Annotated in this window: 17 protein-coding genes and 1 pseudogene; 14 read left to right on the top strand and 4 right to left on the bottom strand. The window is 42.7% G+C overall.

All coding sequences use genetic code 11. The features are described 5' to 3' along the window. Positions 1-30: 30 nt before the first annotated feature. From murA to PH210_RS17635, 5 genes are all read left to right on the top strand, one after another. Complete coding sequence (gene murA / locus PH210_RS17655) at positions 31-1,341, top strand: UDP-N-acetylglucosamine 1-carboxyvinyltransferase (protein ID WP_289987387.1); 1,311 nt, start codon at positions 31-33, stop codon at positions 1,339-1,341. A 333-nt stretch (positions 1,342-1,674) separates the two neighbouring features. Beyond that, positions 1,675-2,712, top strand: coding sequence for a stage II sporulation protein D (spoIID, locus tag PH210_RS17650; protein ID WP_289987385.1), 1,038 nt, complete (start codon positions 1,675-1,677; stop codon positions 2,710-2,712). A gap of 260 nt (positions 2,713-2,972) precedes the next feature. Further along, positions 2,973-3,959 (top strand): nuclease-related domain-containing protein, encoded by a 987-nt coding sequence (locus PH210_RS17645; protein ID WP_289987384.1) that lies wholly within the window; start codon positions 2,973-2,975, stop codon positions 3,957-3,959. Positions 3,960-4,216: 257 nt separating this feature from the next. After that, positions 4,217-5,050, top strand: a complete 834-nt coding sequence (gene spoIIQ, locus PH210_RS17640) for a stage II sporulation protein SpoIIQ (RefSeq protein WP_289987548.1) — start codon at positions 4,217-4,219, stop codon at positions 5,048-5,050. A gap of 692 nt (positions 5,051-5,742) precedes the next feature. Further along, positions 5,743-7,764 carry a penicillin-binding transpeptidase domain-containing protein gene (locus PH210_RS17635; protein WP_289987382.1) on the top strand — a complete coding sequence of 674 codons (2,022 nt, stop codon included), beginning with the start codon at positions 5,743-5,745 and terminating at the stop codon, positions 7,762-7,764. 129 nt (positions 7,765-7,893) lie between these two features. Here the strand turns inward: PH210_RS17635 and PH210_RS17630 are convergent, their stop codons facing one another. Beyond that, positions 7,894-8,208: an MGMT family protein gene (locus PH210_RS17630; RefSeq protein WP_289987380.1), complete on the bottom strand. Its 315-nt coding sequence runs from the start codon at positions 8,206-8,208 to the stop codon at positions 7,894-7,896. Between the two features lie 649 nt (positions 8,209-8,857). Here PH210_RS17630 and spoIIID point away from each other — a divergent pair. The 5 genes from spoIIID (at position 8,858) to PH210_RS17605 (ending at position 12,165) form a co-directional block, all read left to right on the top strand. Next, positions 8,858-9,130: a sporulation transcriptional regulator SpoIIID gene (gene spoIIID, locus PH210_RS17625; RefSeq protein WP_007086083.1), complete on the top strand. Its 273-nt coding sequence runs from the start codon at positions 8,858-8,860 to the stop codon at positions 9,128-9,130. 274 nt (positions 9,131-9,404) lie between these two features. Continuing rightward, complete coding sequence (locus tag PH210_RS17620) at positions 9,405-10,406, top strand: rod shape-determining protein (protein WP_289987371.1); 1,002 nt, start codon at positions 9,405-9,407, stop codon at positions 10,404-10,406. 411 nt (positions 10,407-10,817) lie between these two features. Then, the gene (locus PH210_RS17615; protein ID WP_289987370.1) at positions 10,818-11,132 is read left to right on the top strand and encodes a DNA-directed RNA polymerase subunit beta; all 315 of its coding nucleotides are present in this window, start codon (positions 10,818-10,820) and stop codon (positions 11,130-11,132) included. A gap of 93 nt (positions 11,133-11,225) precedes the next feature. Beyond that, complete coding sequence (fabZ, locus tag PH210_RS17610) at positions 11,226-11,660, top strand: 3-hydroxyacyl-ACP dehydratase FabZ (protein WP_289987367.1); 435 nt, start codon at positions 11,226-11,228, stop codon at positions 11,658-11,660. 130 nt (positions 11,661-11,790) lie between these two features. Further along, positions 11,791-12,165 carry a hypothetical protein gene (locus PH210_RS17605; protein ID WP_289987366.1) on the top strand — a complete coding sequence of 125 codons (375 nt, stop codon included), beginning with the start codon at positions 11,791-11,793 and terminating at the stop codon, positions 12,163-12,165. A gap of 70 nt (positions 12,166-12,235) precedes the next feature. On the opposite strand, the gene PH210_RS17600 is transcribed toward PH210_RS17605, so the two are convergent. After that, positions 12,236-12,667 (bottom strand): YwpF-like family protein, encoded by a 432-nt coding sequence (locus PH210_RS17600; protein ID WP_289987365.1) that lies wholly within the window; start codon positions 12,665-12,667, stop codon positions 12,236-12,238. Positions 12,668-12,911: 244 nt separating this feature from the next. Here PH210_RS17600 and ssb point away from each other — a divergent pair. From ssb to PH210_RS17580, 4 genes and pseudogenes are all read left to right on the top strand, one after another. Then, positions 12,912-13,259, top strand: a pseudogene (gene ssb, locus PH210_RS17595) (single-stranded DNA-binding protein); the annotation flags it as partial. A gap of 139 nt (positions 13,260-13,398) precedes the next feature. After that, entirely contained in the window at positions 13,399-13,626 is a 228-nt protein-coding gene (locus PH210_RS17590; RefSeq protein WP_289987364.1) for a hypothetical protein, read from the top strand. Between the two features lie 290 nt (positions 13,627-13,916). Further along, positions 13,917-14,345, top strand: a complete 429-nt coding sequence (locus tag PH210_RS17585) for a hypothetical protein (RefSeq protein ID WP_289987363.1) — start codon at positions 13,917-13,919, stop codon at positions 14,343-14,345. Between the two features lie 151 nt (positions 14,346-14,496). Then, complete coding sequence (locus PH210_RS17580) at positions 14,497-15,609, top strand: 3D domain-containing protein (RefSeq protein WP_289987360.1); 1,113 nt, start codon at positions 14,497-14,499, stop codon at positions 15,607-15,609. Between the two features lie 137 nt (positions 15,610-15,746). Here PH210_RS17580 and PH210_RS17575 read toward each other — a convergent pair whose 3' ends face one another. Together PH210_RS17575 and PH210_RS17570 are read right to left on the bottom strand one after the other, a co-directional pair. Continuing rightward, positions 15,747-16,523 (bottom strand): HipA family kinase, encoded by a 777-nt coding sequence (locus PH210_RS17575; RefSeq protein ID WP_289987358.1) that lies wholly within the window; start codon positions 16,521-16,523, stop codon positions 15,747-15,749. Then, on the bottom strand, positions 16,520-17,635 hold the full coding sequence (locus PH210_RS17570; RefSeq protein WP_289987357.1) for a glycosyltransferase family 4 protein: 1,116 nt from the start codon (positions 17,633-17,635) through the stop codon (positions 16,520-16,522). The genes PH210_RS17575 and PH210_RS17570 overlap by 4 nt, the downstream gene beginning before the upstream one ends. Positions 17,636-17,688 lie beyond the last annotated feature (53 nt).

Genomic DNA, 17,688 nt, shown 5'->3' with positions numbered 1-17,688 from the left:
TAGAGAAAATGGACGCGGAGGGGAATACTCTTGGAAAAGATCATCGTCCGCGGCGGACAAAGGCTTACTGGAACGGTAAAAGTAGAAGGTGCAAAAAATGCCGTCCTGCCTGTTATCGCTGCAACATTATTAGCAAGTGATGGAAAAAGTGTAATTCGTGATGTACCTACACTCTCCGATGTATACACAATTAATGAAGTTTTACGCAACTTAAATGCTGAAGTGGTATTTGACAATAATACAGTTGTTGTTGATGCATCCAGAGAGTTAAAAGATGAAGCGCCATTCGAATACGTTCGAAAAATGCGCGCGTCTGTCCTTGTCATGGGATCTTTATTGGCACGTAATAGCCGGGCTCGTGTAGCTCTTCCAGGTGGTTGTGCCATCGGATCCCGCCCTATCGACCAGCACTTAAAAGGCTTTGAAGCCATGGGTGCGACAGTGAAGGTAGGGAATGGCTTTATCGAAGCGGAGGTACAGGGCCGCTTGAAAGGTGCCAAGATTTACTTGGATTTCCCAAGTGTTGGTGCAACGGAAAACATTATGATGGCGGCAACCCTAGCGGTTGGAACGACTATCATTGAAAACGTAGCAAAAGAACCAGAAATCGTTGATCTTGCAAACTTCCTGAACAAAATGGGCGCGAAGGTACGCGGCGCTGGTACGGGCACTCTTCGAATCGAAGGTGTCGATGTGTTATTTGGTGCAGACCATAACATTATTCCGGACCGAATCGAAGCAGGTACCTTTATGGTAGCTTCGGCGATTACGGGAGGAAATGTGTTGGTGAAGGGCGCAGTTCCGGAACATTTATCTTCCTTAATTGCAAAGATGGAAGAAATGGGTGTAGAAATTCATGAGGAAGAGGATGGCGTCCGCGTTATCGGTCCTGATCGATTAAAGGCCGTAGACATTAAAACGATGCCGCATCCGGGCTTCCCAACAGATATGCAATCACAAATGATGGCCTTATTGCTTCGTGCTGAAGGAACTTCGATGATTACAGAAACGGTGTTTGAGAATCGTTTCATGCACGTTGAAGAATTCCGCCGCATGAATGCAGATATTAAAATTGAAGGCCGTTCTGTTATTTTAAATGGCCCTTCGAATTTACAGGGTGCAGAGGTGTCTGCGACAGATCTAAGAGCAGCAGCTGCATTGATTTTGACTGGTTTGGTTTCTGAAGGCGTGACACGTGTGACTGAGCTGAAGCACTTAGACCGCGGCTACGTGGATTTCCACGGCAAATTAGCTGGGTTAGGCGCAGACATCGAGCGCGTGAAAGAAGTTGACGAGAGTTTCGTCGAAGTCCAGAAATACGTTTCGGATATGAATGCTTAGTTTTATTATATTATTTTAAGTTTACAATTGAGTTTGAGTTTGGAGGAAACCGAAGATTGGTGTACTGTGGTCTGATATCTGACCACCGTAGCAATCTTCGGTTTTTTCGTTTTTGTGGTGTCATTGTGGTGTCATTGTGGTGTCAGGCACCGCTCGTGGACATTTGTCTTTTTGTGGTGTCAGGCACCGTTTGTGGACAATTGTTCTTCTGTGATGGACACTGTGCGATCAAGCCAAAAAAACTGTAATAAATGCTTGTCCGCTTCCATATGTTTAAGTGAGATGTATTCGGGCGGTGTGTCCGGCTGCAAATTACAAACTGGAGGCACAATCATGAAAAAAATCAAACCATTCATCGCACTAGCAGCATTCCTCATTGCCTTGACTCTAATTATCCCCGCTGTACTTGTATTACCCTTTTCAGATGAACATAAGGCAAGCGGAAAATTAGGCGAGAATCTATCCAAGTCACCTGGAAAGGTAACAGATGTGACGTCCACATCTAAAGATCCTGCGGTGGAGGTGGCTGTCTTTCGTTTTTCAAAGTCAAAAATCGAAAAGGTCCAATTAGAGGATTACCTTGTCGGAGTTGTTGCGGCTGAGATGCCGGCTGATTTCAAGGAGGAAGCACTCAAGGCCCAGGCGCTGACGGCAAGGACCTATATCGTTCACAGATTGATAACGAAGGATAAGCTCGGCGTCCCAAAAGGTGCTCAGGTCAATGACACCCAAAACAATCAAGTGTATATGAATGATGATGAGCAGAGAAAATCATGGGGCAAGGACTATGACTGGAAGAAGAAAAAGGTTTTGGAGGCCGTCAGGTCAACGAGCGGGCAAATTCTGACTTACGAAGGCAAACCAATTGATGCGTTGTTTTTCTCCACCAGTAATGGCTATACGGAAAACTCTGAGGACTACTGGTCCGGCAACATTCCTTATTTAAGAAGTGTATCGAGTCCCTGGGATAAAAATTCGCCTAAATTTAATAACCAGAAAGTGATGACAGTTCGGGAGTTTGAAGCAAAGCTGGGGGTAAAGCTTGGTTCAAGCGGGACGATTGGTAAAATTGTGGAACGGACAACAGGAAAACGGGTGGGCAAGGTGAATTTTAACGGTAAGGTCTTCAGCGGGAAAGAAATACGCGACAAATTGGATTTAAAATCCTCCGACTTCGCCTGGGAGCGAAAAGGTAATAACATTGTCATCACAACGAAGGGCTTCGGGCATGGCGTTGGGATGAGTCAGTACGGTGCGAACGGAATGGCAGAGGAAGGTTCGAATTATAAGGAGATTGTGAAGCATTATTATAAGGGAGTCGAAATCACCTCAGCAGAAAACATGCTGGCGACGATAACGGCGCAGAAATAGTTTTTGGAGCCAGGCGCGTGGATGCCTGGCTTTTTGGTTTTTTTGTTGGGCTTATTCGACGGATGTCCTGCTGGAAAAAGGGAAGTGACCGATAAAATGTTGAAAGTGACCGATAAACTCCCAAAAGTGATCGATAAACTTTAAAAACTGACCGATATATGAACAGGCATCCAAAAAGGGTAACTTTAATTCACCAAATGGACAAAGAAGAACGTCGAAATTTGCAGGATTTTTGCTGGAGAGGGGGAATTTTTTAAAATATGAAAGGAATGATACAATTGTTTGCAAAAAAATGCGAGATTTCAGAGAGAATTCAAAAATTTGAGGCTCTCGAACCGAGAATTAGCCCGAATCATCCAATCAGACCAACTCTATTAAAAGAATATAAGAATTGGCTGGCAGGATACAAAGGAGAGAAATCGCTTGAATTTCACTTAAGTATGCTCCCCGATAAAAAATATCTTATTTTCCATAATATTCGACTGCTATTTGGGAAGTATTTTTTTCAAATAGATTTTTTAATCCTTGCGGCAGCCTTTGCGCTGGAAATTGAAGTAAAGAATCGAACAGGGGAGTACTTTTTTGAAAAATATTTAAATCAAACTACTTTAAAAGTTAGCGGCACACACGAAAGAATCAAGAATCCCGTATTACAAGCCAGGCTGCAGGCGATGAAACTTAAAAAGTGGCTTCAAAAGCATAATTTCCCAGAAATCCCGATTCTTCATATATTTGTTAATAGTAACGGTAAAGCCTCCATTACAGCTGAACGTGGAAACGAACAGATCCTCCGATATATCTGCAATAGTGAAGGACTACTTGAAAAAATCTCTCAATTAGCCAACTGTAATAAGAATGAGATATTAAATACCAAAGAACTACGTAGAGTAAAACGTCTTCTGTTAACTGGCCATACCCCTGAAAATTTCGATATCATCAGCTCCTTCCATCTTACATACAAAGATATCGTCACCGGAGTCCAATGCCCGAAGTGCCTCTTTTTACCAATGGACTATACATACGGGTCGTGGATTTGTCCAAATTGCCAGTGCAAATCAAAAACAGCTCATATTAAAGCCATCTACGATTACTTCTTACTATATAAGCCTTCGATTACAAATTCGGAGTTACGTGAATTCCTACATATTGAATCCCCGACAAGTGCAAATCGAATCCTGCGTAAACTGGACTTTACCTCAACAGGGACCAAAAAAGGCACAATTTATTTTCTACCTCGTCATAACTAAGTACATTCCCAAGCTGCACAGTTATTCCCATAAACAATGTCTTAATGGAATTTTTAATGAATACGAAAAGAGTAATTAATAGGTAAAATCGTCTACTCTATTAAATACAACTAAACGGAGGACAGCACCCTAAAAAATTTTTTTCCCATTCATGCATAAAAACTCCCTCAGTGTCGAAAAATAAGTTTTAAAAATTTTTTCAGACTAGTGTATATAATTCTACTTATCTGTTCAGAATGATTGCTGAGGTGATGAAAATGAGAGAGGAAGAAAACAAACGATCTTCTCAAAGTTCCAGTACAAAACGCTTTTTTAAGAAGCGTTGGGTCTTTCCAGCCATCTATATCGCAAGTGCAGCAATCATTTTAACCGGAGTTCTTTGGTATCAAGCGAGCGGCAGTAAAACAGATAAGTACGACTACAAGTCTACTGATATCGCTGGTAAAAAGAACCAGGCTCCAGCTGTTGAAGTTAACAAATCATTAGAAAACTTCAAAATGCCGGTGGCCATGGAAAAAGCTCCAGTTATCAAAACGAAATTCTATGATTTCAATGCAAAACCAGAAGATCAAGAAGCAGCTTTAGTATATTACGATAACACCTATAACCAAAGTACAGGTGTCGACATTACCGTGAAAAATGGCGAAACGTTTGACGTTTTGGCATCACTAAGCGGAAAGGTTACTCGTGTTGAAGAAGATGCTGTTCTCGGAAACGTGATTGAAATCGAGCACGACAATGGGGTTGTAACACAATATCAATCCGTAAAAGAGATTAAGGTCAAGGTTGGCGACGAAGTAAAACAAGGACAAGTTCTTGCCAAGGCTGGACAAAGCTTGTTCAATGAAAAAGCTGGAACGCATGTACATTTTGAAATTCGTAAAGATGGCGTGGCTGTAAACCCAACAAACTACTTTAACAAATCGTTGAGCGTTTTACAGGAAGACACACAATCGAACGATAGCACAGAGTCAGTGGAAATGCCAAAACAAAAGCAAGATGATCAAATGATTGAAGATCCTGCGTCTGATGACACTCCTTCTGATAAAGAAGACCAATCTACTGATTCAAAAGACAAGAAAAACTCTTAATTTTGTTATAAAGGGGGAAGAGGGAACTCTCCTCTTTTTTTGTCTTTAAGGATAAAAATGAAATTTTTTGAAAAACTAACCACTCGGAGACATTCTTCATGGAGGTATTAATATGCCAGCAATTATTCGTTTGGGATTACTCATTATTTCTTGGCTGACTATCTTTTATCTACCAAAAGAATCAGTAAAAAATATACACCGGTGGCAACTTTTTCATCCTTATTGGTCTTGGTTCTAAGTATTTTATCTTTTCAGTTTAAATGGTGGAGAGTCAGAGGCGGCGTGTCTAAAAAAATCTTTAATGACTTTAGCTTTATTTTTGGACCGTATTTTGTCGGCACGATCTGGATATTTCATTTGAGCTTCGGGAGATTTTGGTTATACAGTTTGATCAATCTTTTCATGGATGCAATGCTCTTATATCCTCTCAATACATTGTTTGAAAAGCTAGGGCTCTATAAATTAACCAGAATCACACCCAAGCAGCTTTTATACACAACCCTAAGCTTCGCACTCTCACTCTACGGATTTCAACTATTCATATTAAAACCCAAATCCAGCGAATAAACTGGATTTTTTTCTGTTTGTTGAGATACGAACATACGTGTCCTTCAGTGGTGGACAAATCAGTAGAAATGTCTTTTTGTGGTGCCTGACACCATGTTAGAATGGTAGTTAAAGGAGGGATTTTTTTGAAAAGATTAGTGGGGGCCATTCTCGTATTTTTGGTCGTTGCCCTGTTTATAACTGGCTGCAGTAAAGAACCGCAGCCCCAGGACAGATTCTCGGACTACATAGCGCTATGGAATCAGCAGAGGTTTGATAAGATGTATGATTATCTTTCAAATGATGCGAAACAGAAAATCACCAAAGAGGAATTCATCAGCCGCTATCAAAAAATCTACCAAGACCTTCAGATTAAAGACCTCAAGATTGACTTCAAAAAACCAAAAGAGGATAAACAGGCCGATAAAGAGAAGGCCCAATATTCTTTTACCGCTAAAATGAGCAGTATGGCCGGACCTATTCAATTTACCCAAACAGCGAAGTTGCAAAAGGAAGACCGCAACGAAAAAACAAACTGGTATGTAGACTGGAATACAGAGTATATTTTTCCAAAATTAAAGGATGGCGACACGATTGGCCTGATCACAGTTGCACCCAAACGCGGGGAGATTCTCGATCGGAACGGCAACGGGCTGGCGGTGAACGGCCAGGTGTATGAGGTGGGCGTGATGGCCGGGGAAGTAAATGAGCAGGTGATGGAGAAGCTTGCTCCTCTGTTGAAAATGACGCCGGAGCAAATCAATAAGGCTTTGAGTGCAAGCTGGGTGAAACCTGGTTTATTTGTGCCGCTGAAGAAAGTATCGATGGATGACACGGAGCGGGTTGCCCAGCTGGTCGCACTTGAGCCAGTCAAAACGCGGAAAGTAGACGCGAGGATTTATCCTTTTGGCCAGGCTGCGGCACAGTTAATCGGGTACGTTGGGCCGATTACTGCAGATGAGCTGGAGAAGCGAAAGGACTTGGGTTATACAAGCCGTGATGTAATTGGCAAACGAGGGCTCGAACAGGTGCTGGATGAGCAATTGAAGGGAACGAGTGGTGTTAAAATCGTGATTAAAAAGAAGGCTGGGAGTAATGACACTGGCTCCAGCTCCGGCTCGGAGGAAGTGCTTGCGGAAAAGCCTGTGGTGGATGGGAAGGATGTTAAGCTGACGATCGACGGCGGGACGCAGAAGACGATCTTTGACGAGATGGCCGGTGAAGCCGGCGCAGCCGCAGCGATGAATCCTGTTAGCGGCGAGACGCTGTCACTTGTCAGCAGTCCGTCGTTTGACCCTAACCAAGCCGCGCTAGGGTTTTCAGCGGATGAGTGGAAGGCGCTGCAGGAGGATGCCAAAAAACCGCTGACGACACGGTTTAAACAGGCTTATGCGCCTGGATCTGTTATGAAGGCTATAACCGCCTCTGTGGGACTAGAGAGCGGGGCCATATCGCCAGGCGATACGGTGCAAATCCTCGGGAAGAAATGGCAAAAGGATGCTTCTTGGGGCGGCTATTTCGTGACACGGGTGCACGAAGGCAGTCCGATTAATTTAGAGAAGGCATTCGTGTTTTCGGACAATATTTATTTCGCCCAGGCGGCGTTGAAAACGGGCAAGGATGCGTTTGCGAGCGGGCTGAAAAAGTTTGGCTTTGAGGAAGAACTGTCATATCCGTATCCGCTTGAAACTTCGAGAATTGGTGCCCTGGAAAGCGACATATCGCTAGGCGATACAGGCTACGGACAAGGGCAGATTCAAATGAGCATTGTTCATTTAATGGCCTCTTATACTCCATTTATGAATGGTGGCAATATGATTAAGCCGATTCTATTGGATGAAGAGCAGCGGAGCCAGGTATGGCGGGAAGCGGTGGTCTCAAGTGAGCATGCAGGAATCGTAGCGGCTGATTTAAGAAAGGTTGTGGCGGATGCTGGAGGTACGGGGCATGCTGCCGATATGACCGACTATCCGTTGGCTGGAAAAACGGGCACGGCTGAGATTAAGCAGAAGCAAGGCGAAACCGGCACAGAAAACGGCTGGTTTATCGCCTACAACACCAATTCACCGAAACTGATGGTGGCGATGCTGGTTGAGGGAGTTCAGGGCAGGGGCGGTTCGCAGATGCCGGTTAAAATGGTGAAAAACATTTTTATGAAAATAAAGTGAGGTGGCCAAAAACCAATCCGTGCTGCGGGTTGGTTTTTTGGTCGGCTGCACCGTATATCGTATGCCGATATGCCGATATGCCGGTGAAATATCCGCACAGGTGAAACCACCTGTGTGAATTTTAGGGAGCTATGATTCAACCGGCATATATTGATATATTTTCAAGTCGATTACTCCATTCAGGCCCACTTCTATCCCTTCAGCTTCGAGCGACCACAATTGCTCCTGGTAGGATTCCTCGTCCTGGAGAGCGATTTGCCCCTTGGCGTTGATGACACGGTGCCAGGGCAGGCGATGCTTTTTACTCATGGAATGAAGGATGCGGACGACTTGCCGCGCTGCCCTGGGACTGCCGGCCAACGCGGCTATTTGTCCATAGGTCATAACTTTTCCAGCAGGGATATTTCGAATGATTTCTACTACATTTTCAGTAAAGGGAGTCACGGCAATATTCCTTTCAAAGGCAGCATAAACTTATTATAAAGGAGTTTATCATTTTGGTCGAAGTGGTCGAAGGCGAAGGCAAAAAAATTGAGGGATTTTGGGGTAGAAAATGAGGAGAAACACCGTTTCTGACTACAAAATTGCCACTTTTGAATAATTTTTTGCTCGACAAATTTCTCAGGAAATAATGGCAGCAATGATTGTATTTCCTAAAAAAACCTTGGCAACAAGCGGGTTTGGGCAATACTACAAGATTGTCGAAAAAGTGGAAGGTGTCCCATTTTTCAAAAAATTTCCGAAAAGCCTTGTCCCGATTGGGGATTTTGTGCATAAACCCGTATCCAAGCTAATAAACTGTTACAAACCTTTACAAAGAGAGTGTTTGAGGTGAAGAGTCGTTTGTAGTTAGCGGGAATTCAGCCGGGGACATGATTATTCATTGTATAATCAGAAGGTACATTACTTTCTGCCGCATGGTGCCACTTCATAATAAGTGTGAGCGTCCGCCACAGATGGACAAAATGGCGAAAATGTCTTTTTGTGGTGCCTGACACCACAGAAAAACACACCATGCGGAAGCAGAATTGGTCGAAGTGATAAGCGGGTCTCATTTCACACTACTCACATCCAATTTAGGGAGGGCGAGAGTGTGCACGATTACATCAAAGAGAGAACTATCAAGATTGGAAAGTATATCGTGGAGACGAGGAAAACGGTTCGCGTGATTGCGAAGGAGTTTGGCGTATCCAAAAGTACAGTCCATAAGGATTTGACAGAGAGACTACCTGAAATTAATCCAGAGCTGGCAAACGAAGTAAAGGAAATATTAGATTATCATAAATCGATTCGTCATCTCCGGGGCGGCGAGGCGACAAAAATGAAGTATCAAAAAGAAGAAAAGGAAGGAGAGGCTGTCAAGTAAGCCATGATCCTTTTCGAAAATAGCTAATTTCTTGATGTTTGAACCTCGTTTCAAACATCACTTTTGTTTTAAAGGAGATTAAACTTTCTAGCGAGATTTTCACAAGAAACGAACGAATTCCAAGGTGTTCTCTTGTATTCTTCCCATAGCTGTCATATTTCTGCAAAATTCTACGTTATTTTTTTATATTGTTATGGAAATTGTAATGAATATGTTACAATAGACAATTAGGAAAAGAATGTGGAATTCCGCTCTGAGGAGGAAAGAAAAGAGAATGTTTGCAAGGGATATTGGGATTGATTTAGGAACGGCTAACGTGCTGATTCACGTAAAAGGCCGTGGAATCGTATTAAACGAGCCTTCTGTCGTTGCCATTGACAAAAATACAAACAAAGTTCTTGCCGTCGGTGAAGAAGCCCGCCGCATGGTCGGACGTACACCAGGAAATATTGTCGCGATTCGCCCGCTTAAGGATGGTGTTATTGCTGACTTTGACGTTACAGAAGCAATGTTAAAACATTTTATTAATAAACTTAATGTAAAAGGTTTTTTATCCAAGCCGCGCATTTTGATTTGCTGCCCAACCAATATTACAAGTGTTGAGCAAAAAGCGATCCGTGAGGCTGCTGAAAAGAGCGGCGGGAAAAAGGTCTATCTAGAAGAGGAGCCTAAGGTGGCTGCGATTGGCGCAGGGATGGACATCTTCCAGCCAAGCGGCAATATGGTAGTGGACATCGGGGGAGGAACGACAGATGTTGCAGTGCTTTCAATGGGCGATATCGTGACTTCTTCCTCCATCAAAATGGCCGGCGACAAGTTCGATATGGAAATCCTCAACTACATCAAGCGCGAGTACAAGCTGTTGATTGGTGAGCGCACAGCGGAAAATATTAAAATCAACATCGGTACTGTATTCCCAGGTTCACGTTCGGAAGAAATGGAAATTCGCGGCCGTGACATGGTGAGCGGTCTGCCTCGCACAATTACCGTTCGTTCCGAAGAAATCGAAGGCTCATTGCGCGAATCCGTGGCCGTTATCGTTCAGGCTGCCAAAAGTGTCCTTGAGCGTACACCGCCTGAGCTTTCAGCCGACATCATTGACCGCGGTGTCATTCTGACCGGAGGCGGAGCATTGCTGCACGGCATCGACATGCTGCTTGCAGATGAACTAAAGGTTCCAGTTCTTGTGGCTGAAAATCCAATGGACTGCGTTGCAATCGGAACAGGTATCATGCTTGATAACATCGATCGGATTCCGAACCGGAAATTTGGATGATCGGATACTGACCACGACCTGCGACCGAAAGTTGGTGTTTTTTTCTAACTTAGGTTGTATGACATCTTACCATGAAAAGTCTAATGTGCAGGCCAGAAAAAGCCTCATCCATTGGACTTTTTTTATTTTTTATAATTCCGTGATAATAATTTTTAACAGTTGATTGGAGCGGAAGTCGCGAAGACTCCTCGAAAATCCTTAATTATACTAACGCATAATATCGTGCGATGTAAAAATTATATATAAAATTCCCCATTTTTCGCGTTTTTTTAACATGAATTGACTTTTTCCTGTAAAAAGTTAATGTGTAATGATGAATAATTTTTTATAATAGAATAAATGTGACATAATATGTATTAACTCACTGATTCCGAAGGCGAATGACGGAATTCGGTTAAAGGGGAAATAAGCATGTCTGTAAATAATCTAAACCAACATCAAGTGCGAACGAGAGAAGAATATAAAAAAGCGGTTCAAAACGTAAAGGAAGAAATGACAGAAGTGAAGCCGCAGAATACAAAAGCCGCAGCCCCAAAAGGGAAGGAACGGGTCAGGATCCGTCTGATACCGATTTGGCTTCGTTTAGTTCTGTTGGTCGTGTTCGTCTTTATCAGCCTCATGGCTGGAGCAATCGTCGGCTACGGCGTACTTGGAGGCGGGAAGGCAGCAGATGTATTTAAAGAATCCACTTGGACACATATCCGTGATTTAGTTGATAAAAAATAAATGAGAGGAAGGGAGCTAATTCCCTTCCTTTTTGTGTACCTTAAGTATAGAATAGAAAATAAATACGAGCTACTAGTAGGAGGTACTAATTCTATGCTTGATATCGATCAAATTAAAGAAATTATTCCGCACCGATACCCATTTTTGTTGGTAGACCGCATTTTAGAAGTGGAAGAAGGCGTTCGTGCGGTGGGCATTAAAAATGTTACCGCCAATGAAGAATTTTTCAATGGCCATTTTCCTGATTATCCAGTAATGCCGGGTGTATTAATCGTCGAAGCACTTGCACAGGTCGGGGCAGTGGCCATGTTGAAAAAAGAAGAGAACCGCGGCCGGTTAGCCTTTTTTGCAGGAATAGACGGCTGTCGCTTTAAAAAGCAAGTAAAACCTGGAGACCAGCTTCGTCTTGAAGTGGAAATCATCCGTCTGCGCGGGCCGATCGGAAAAGGGAAAGCCGTTGCATCCGTTGATGGCGAAGTCGCCTGCGAAGCGGAAATCACTTTTGCCTTAGGCGACAAAAAAGAATAAATTTCAGGAAACGACCGGGGCTCCCGGTTGTTTTTTTTTTTCAAAAAAGTTCCATAAAATATTCTCGGTCCCCTGGAGAAACTAATAGCAGACCAAAAGGTCAAATTTTAGTTGAAAGGGGCTTTCTGCCTTGAAGAAAAAGATATCATTACTGCTTTCAGGGTCGATCCTATCTGCAATGTTGCTTGGGTTAACAGGTTGTAATACCAATACGAAAAATGATATGAATCCTCCGCCGCCAACCAATAACAGAATTGATAACGATTTGGACAATGATGGGGTTAATGACAGATATGAAAATAATTTGAATAACCGTAACAATAACTTGAATAACCGTAACAATGATTTGAACGACAATAATGTCATTGACCGGAACCACTTTCCGGAATCCGAGGATAAAAACACACCTACGGACAAAGACCCAGGCAAGGACAATAATACTCCTCGAGAAGAAATAATTGAGGATGATATTGACCGCCACGACGCAGATAATAAAGATGAATAAGAAGAAGGGACAGCCTGAGCGGCTTGTCCCTTCTTTCCTTTTAAAAACCAGTCCGAGGACTGGCCGCAGTCTAGGTGTTCTTCACTTTAAGCTTTGGCTTGCTCTTCATCTTTTCCTTGAATTCATTAAGAAGGGCCTGGCCTGAAAGTCCTTTTTGGAGCAGATTTTCGAGCAAGAGCTCGGAGTAGTCGCTTTTATTGCGGCGCAGATGGCCTTCAAATAAGACGCTGATGTGCTTTTCAAATTTCGTTAACGAGCTAATTGTTGTTTGGAAATACGCAGGCGCGTTCTCCTTTTTGGTGATAACTGCTTCGACAATGATGTCGCGTTTTTGCTCGAAAATGTTTTTGAAATAATCATAGAGGGAGAGATCGGTATAAGCCTCCATCAGCCAGGTGGAGCGGTCGTCTTCTTTATTGAGAATCAAGCCATCTTCTAACGGGACTTCAACCGAAGTGTCATCTTCCACAACTTCCAACGAGAATAACTTAAACGATTTCATCATAACCTCCTGTGTTTATTTTTCCTAATTATAACATACGCTAAAAAAAAGCAAATGTCGAAAAATATTTGTCGAAATGAGGAATATCAGTTTTTTTTGAAAAACGAACAGCTTTCTTTGACAAAAACCCCCTTGAAAAACCGTTTTTCGAGCAAAAACTGTCTCGAAAAAGCCCTTAAGGCGGTTTTACATGCGGCGGGCCCGGAGCTATGATGAAACCATCAAATGCGAAGGAGTTGAAAACATGATCAATCAAGTCACTATTGTCGGCAGGCTGACGAGGGATCCGGAATTAAGAAAAACGACGGAAGGGACGAATGTTGCGCATATCACGCTGGCGGTAAATCGCCACTATCGCAACCACAATGGAGAGATTGAAGCCGATTTTGTCCAGTGCACCCTTTGGCGGAATGCTGCCGAAAATACCTGCAAATATTGTCGAAAGGGAGCGGTGTTGGGGGTAACTGGCCGGCTGCAGACCCGCCATTATGAAAAAGAGGGAAAGAGAGTATACGTTACTGAAGTGATCGCGGAGTCTGTACGCTTTTTAAGCGCTAAGCCCCAGCACGAGGTGATACCTGAGGAAAGACGTGAAGCTGCGCCGGAACAAAGGCGCGATACAGTTCCAGAGCTGAGACATGAGTTTGTGCCGGAACAAGGCCGAGGTTCGGCCCCTGAGCCAGTACAAAGTCATGATCCAAAGCCAGAGCAAAAAAGGGAGGAAGTCTCCATTGGATTTTAACAATAAAGATGCTGCCAACTTAGAACAGCTGCTGGAAAGTTTGATCAAAATGGTTGGAAAAGCCAATCAAAATGTCGACAGCCTACAAAAGCGCGTTAGTCAGCTGGAATGCCTCATTATGGAGGAGCAGCTTGAAATCAGGGAAAGAGGCCCCCTTAGAATCCACTCCAATTACCCGCATAAAAGCTCGAAAAACACTCCTTTTCCCATAAGCTGACCAACGATTTCCCCAGTATAAGAAAATCAATCCTATCTTCGAAGCCATCCCCAATTCTGAATTCCGGTAGCCGTTGATTGCCGGAATTTTTTTTGTATAAAAAATAATCCTTTGGGTAAACTAAATGAAAAACCCCCCTGTTTTTTTAGAAGAAGCCGCTGAACACGTGTCAGCGGCTTCTTTGATGTTTAAGCTTTATGATTTTTTTAACTTTTTGCAGGCACCTGGAAGGAAAGAGATAAATTATCGTCGAATAATGTATATAAATGTAATATTTAGGGGGATTTTGTTTGAAGAGTAGAAATTCATTAATTTTTATCGGAGAAAAAAAGAGTAAGAAAAACCTGCAGTTCACAAGAAAACCCAGCTTTTACGATGCCATCCTACTTTCAAATCAGTCACTGAAATCACCTAAGACCCCATCCTATCAATCTATCCCGCTTGACAGCAAGGCAAACATTCAAATCCACTTCTATGATTCCAACATTCATCTTATCTACCAAAAGAAATCACTAAAAATTTTTTCCCGTCACCGCCATTTAACTGAAACAGAAGTGTTCGACCTTTTTCACCACTTTGCCGTCAAAGAAGGTGATAAGGTGTCCTTCTTAAGCATTTTCCCGAGTGGAAAAACAAGTGTACGGAAGAGAAAAAAGGTGCGCGTTTTGTCTGAGGAGAAGGGACTGGAGAAAGATGAAGCTGAAGATACATATATTTAATATTCCAAGTTCGAAAAGATGACACTGTTATGACACAGAATTGACACTTTCCATTGTATTATGACAATTTGTGATACTCTTTTAATCTATTTGTAACATAACTGGTACATTGTTCTGGTATAACTATAGTACTAAGGAAGGGAGAAAACGTATGCAAACGACAATTAAGCGTATCATTCTCGTGTTACTTACATTGGTATTATGTGAAACTGGGACAATAGTTACATATGCACAAACCAATAGCCAAGCCCTACATAATGCGAAGCAGCAGCTTCAGCAGCAGCAAAAATTAGTAGAGCAGAAAGCACAAGAAAAGCAAACCGTTAATAAAGAGATCGAACAAATTCAGCAAGAATTGCAATCTCTATATACATTTATTACACAAAACAAAGAATCCATGGCTAATACACAAAAGAAAATAGATGCAACCAACCAGTTGATCGAAAAGAAGAAAGAGGAAATCGTTGCCCTTGAGGATAAAATTCTTGCCCGTAAAGGGATTATGAAGCAAAGAGCAGTAGCGCTTCAGCAGAACGATAGCGTGAGCCTTGTGATTAACCTTTTCTTCGAATCTGACAGCATCTCTGAATTCATTCAGCGTGCAAGTGCTGCGTCAGCTTTAATGGATGCGGATAAAGATATTTTAACAGCACAAAAAGAAGATCTTCAGAAGATTGAAGACGATAAAAAAGAGATTGATAGACAAGAACAGAAATTAGAAGAAGATCAAAACGTACTTGCGAAGCAACAGGCTGAGCTTAATCAAAATCTTCAAAAGAGACAGCAAGCTTTAACAGCCATGCAGCAAAAATTAAGTCAAATTGTACAGCAAATGGCACTAGCCGAGCAGGAAAAGGCCGGCATTGAATCACAGATGAAAGACATCCAAGCGAAGATTGCCAGTGAAACAGCACCGGCAAAAGCGCAGCCAGTATCAGCTCCAGCTCAAAGTAAACCAGCGGCAGCAGTTAAGGGTAAAGAGATGTATGTATCGGCATCCGCATATACTGCGTCCTGTGCGGGATGTTCAGGTATAACTACGATGGGCTACAATTTAAAGGCCAATCCAAACCTGAAAATAATTGCTGTTGACCCAAGTGTCATCCCTCTAGGCAGTAAAGTATGGGTAGAGGGCTATGGCGAAGCTATTGCAGGCGATACGGGCGGCGCTATCAAAGGACACAAAATCGACGTGTTTATGCCAAGCCAATCCCAAGCGTTAGCATGGGGCAGAAGAACAGTAAAAGTCATTATTATGCAATAAAATTCAGAAGAGATCCACAAACCCAGAGGGGATGTGGATCTCTTTTTATTCAAATGGACAGCCTTCGGTCACACTATTAACCTATTATTAAAAACATGTAAAATGTGTACGGAATATTCCTTTACCTCGAGTGTAATTCATTCATTTTTTTCATGCAGCGGCAGATAGACCTTATGAATGAATTTATCGATTAATCGAGGCAGGTATTTTTTCCGCCGGTGAACCAGCGCGTTAACGATTGCCTTTTTTTCCTCCTGCGGCACATTCCAGTCTTCAGGTATTAAGGAAACGATTTCTTCAATTAAAAAGGTTGGAATCCTCTGAATGATTTCAAGCCCTTCACCGAAGGCTTCTTTGTCTTCAATAAATAGTGCCATTAGTTGGTGTGTCCGGCTTTTCATGATTTTTGCAGGGAGCTTGGACAAATCGGGCAGCGCCCAGCAGTAAGAACCAAATATTTCTGCATGATCGATGACTCGCAAATGAAAGGAATTTGGATTTTCTTCATGTAAAAGGATGTTTTTGAGTGTCCGATCGCGATTGTACAGCCAATAGTCGAATAAAATGATGGCAGCTAGAGAGTGGTGATTGCTAATTTCGTCTACTTTACACACCTGATGGCCATTAGAACACCTTGGAACGAAAAGGGAGGCAAACTGTGTTTTAGAAAAATTCAGCTGTGCGAGTTGTGGGACTTCAGAGGAGAATTCTTCTGGTATTTCTACTAATCGGGCGAAGGGAATCGGAAGACCTAGGTATCGCGCTAAACTGTATGCAATCCACTCATTCGGCAGCGATTTTTCGAAACCAGGTTGAAAATATTTAACTACATAGTCTTTTCCGTCATTAAATTTAATCAGGTGAGCATTCGATTTCCCCTCCAGCAGCCTTACATAGGCAATTGGTTCGATCATGGAGAATTCACCTCACGATCTGCTTCGTTATCGTTTTCTATAAGCCTTTTTAAAAAGTCGACGTATTGATCCGCCACAACTTGAATAGCAAACTTTTGTTGGACATGCTCAATCGCTGCTTCTGACATTTGTTGATGTAGATTTCGGTTATCTAGGATTTGGTACAGCTGATCGACTGCCTCTTGGACATTGTGCCCTTGAAAAAGCAATCCGGTCTTTCCATGGACAACGATTTCTGAGATTGGCATGAAATGAGAAGCGACAACAGGTACACCGCATATCATCGATTCTATAAAGGTATTTCCAAAGGATTCGGTTTTAGTGGTGGCAAGGGTACAGCCGCCTGATTCGCGGATTTTCGAATAGACATGAGGCATTTGCTGATAGGGGATGACTGGGAACCACTTAATAATATCAGTAAGCTGCTCCTCTTCCCATGCCGCTGCAAATTCTTCACGTTGCACGCTTTGTGCACCACCAATGAGCCAAATTTCTACATCATCGCGTTCTCTTTTAATCGTTTTGGCGACTTCTACCAGCATCGGCCAGTTTTTACGCTTATCCACTCGGCCAATCCATCCGATGATTTTTTTATTAGCGGCAGGCATTGGTGGAGTGGAATAATCGATCTCCTCTATTGCTAAAGGGCGAAAGAAGGAAGTATCTACTCCATTGTATATTACTTGGATAGGGATATCTTCCGTCAGGATGGAAACTAACCGCTTTTGATAGTGGGAAGGGACGATAATGGATACTGGTTGGATACCTCTGAAATTTTTTAAATGCGGCTGCAGTTTGATGAGTTCTGGTGTGCGCGCTTCAACAATGACAGGCCCTTTAAACTTTGCTTTTTTTATCCATTTGAAAGCAGCCCCTGTGTCCACAACAATAATGGCATCGTACCCATTTTTCTTAATCAAATTAATGATAATCGTTTCATCTTTTGTTAAATAAACAGGAGCTACATCCTGCATGATGTGCAGCCCACCGTGATCAGTGGTGTAAAGAAATTCCGTTTCAATTCCATGTTGCTTAAAATAAATGGCGCGATTCCGCCAACCGGCATTAACTCCACCAACTGTTAGCAGGCGCCAGATAATTAGTACTTTCATATTGTGTCTCCATTGCTAACAAAGTAGCTCCTCCTCAGCTTGGAGTATGGATT

This window comes from Paenibacillus sp. BSR1-1 (assembly GCF_030403775.1).
In the GTDB taxonomy this organism is placed as follows: Bacteria; Bacillota; Bacilli; order Bacillales; family Cytobacillaceae; genus Neobacillus.
Note: the sequence above shows the minus strand (reverse complement) of the source record. Positions and strands in the feature narration are given on the sequence as shown.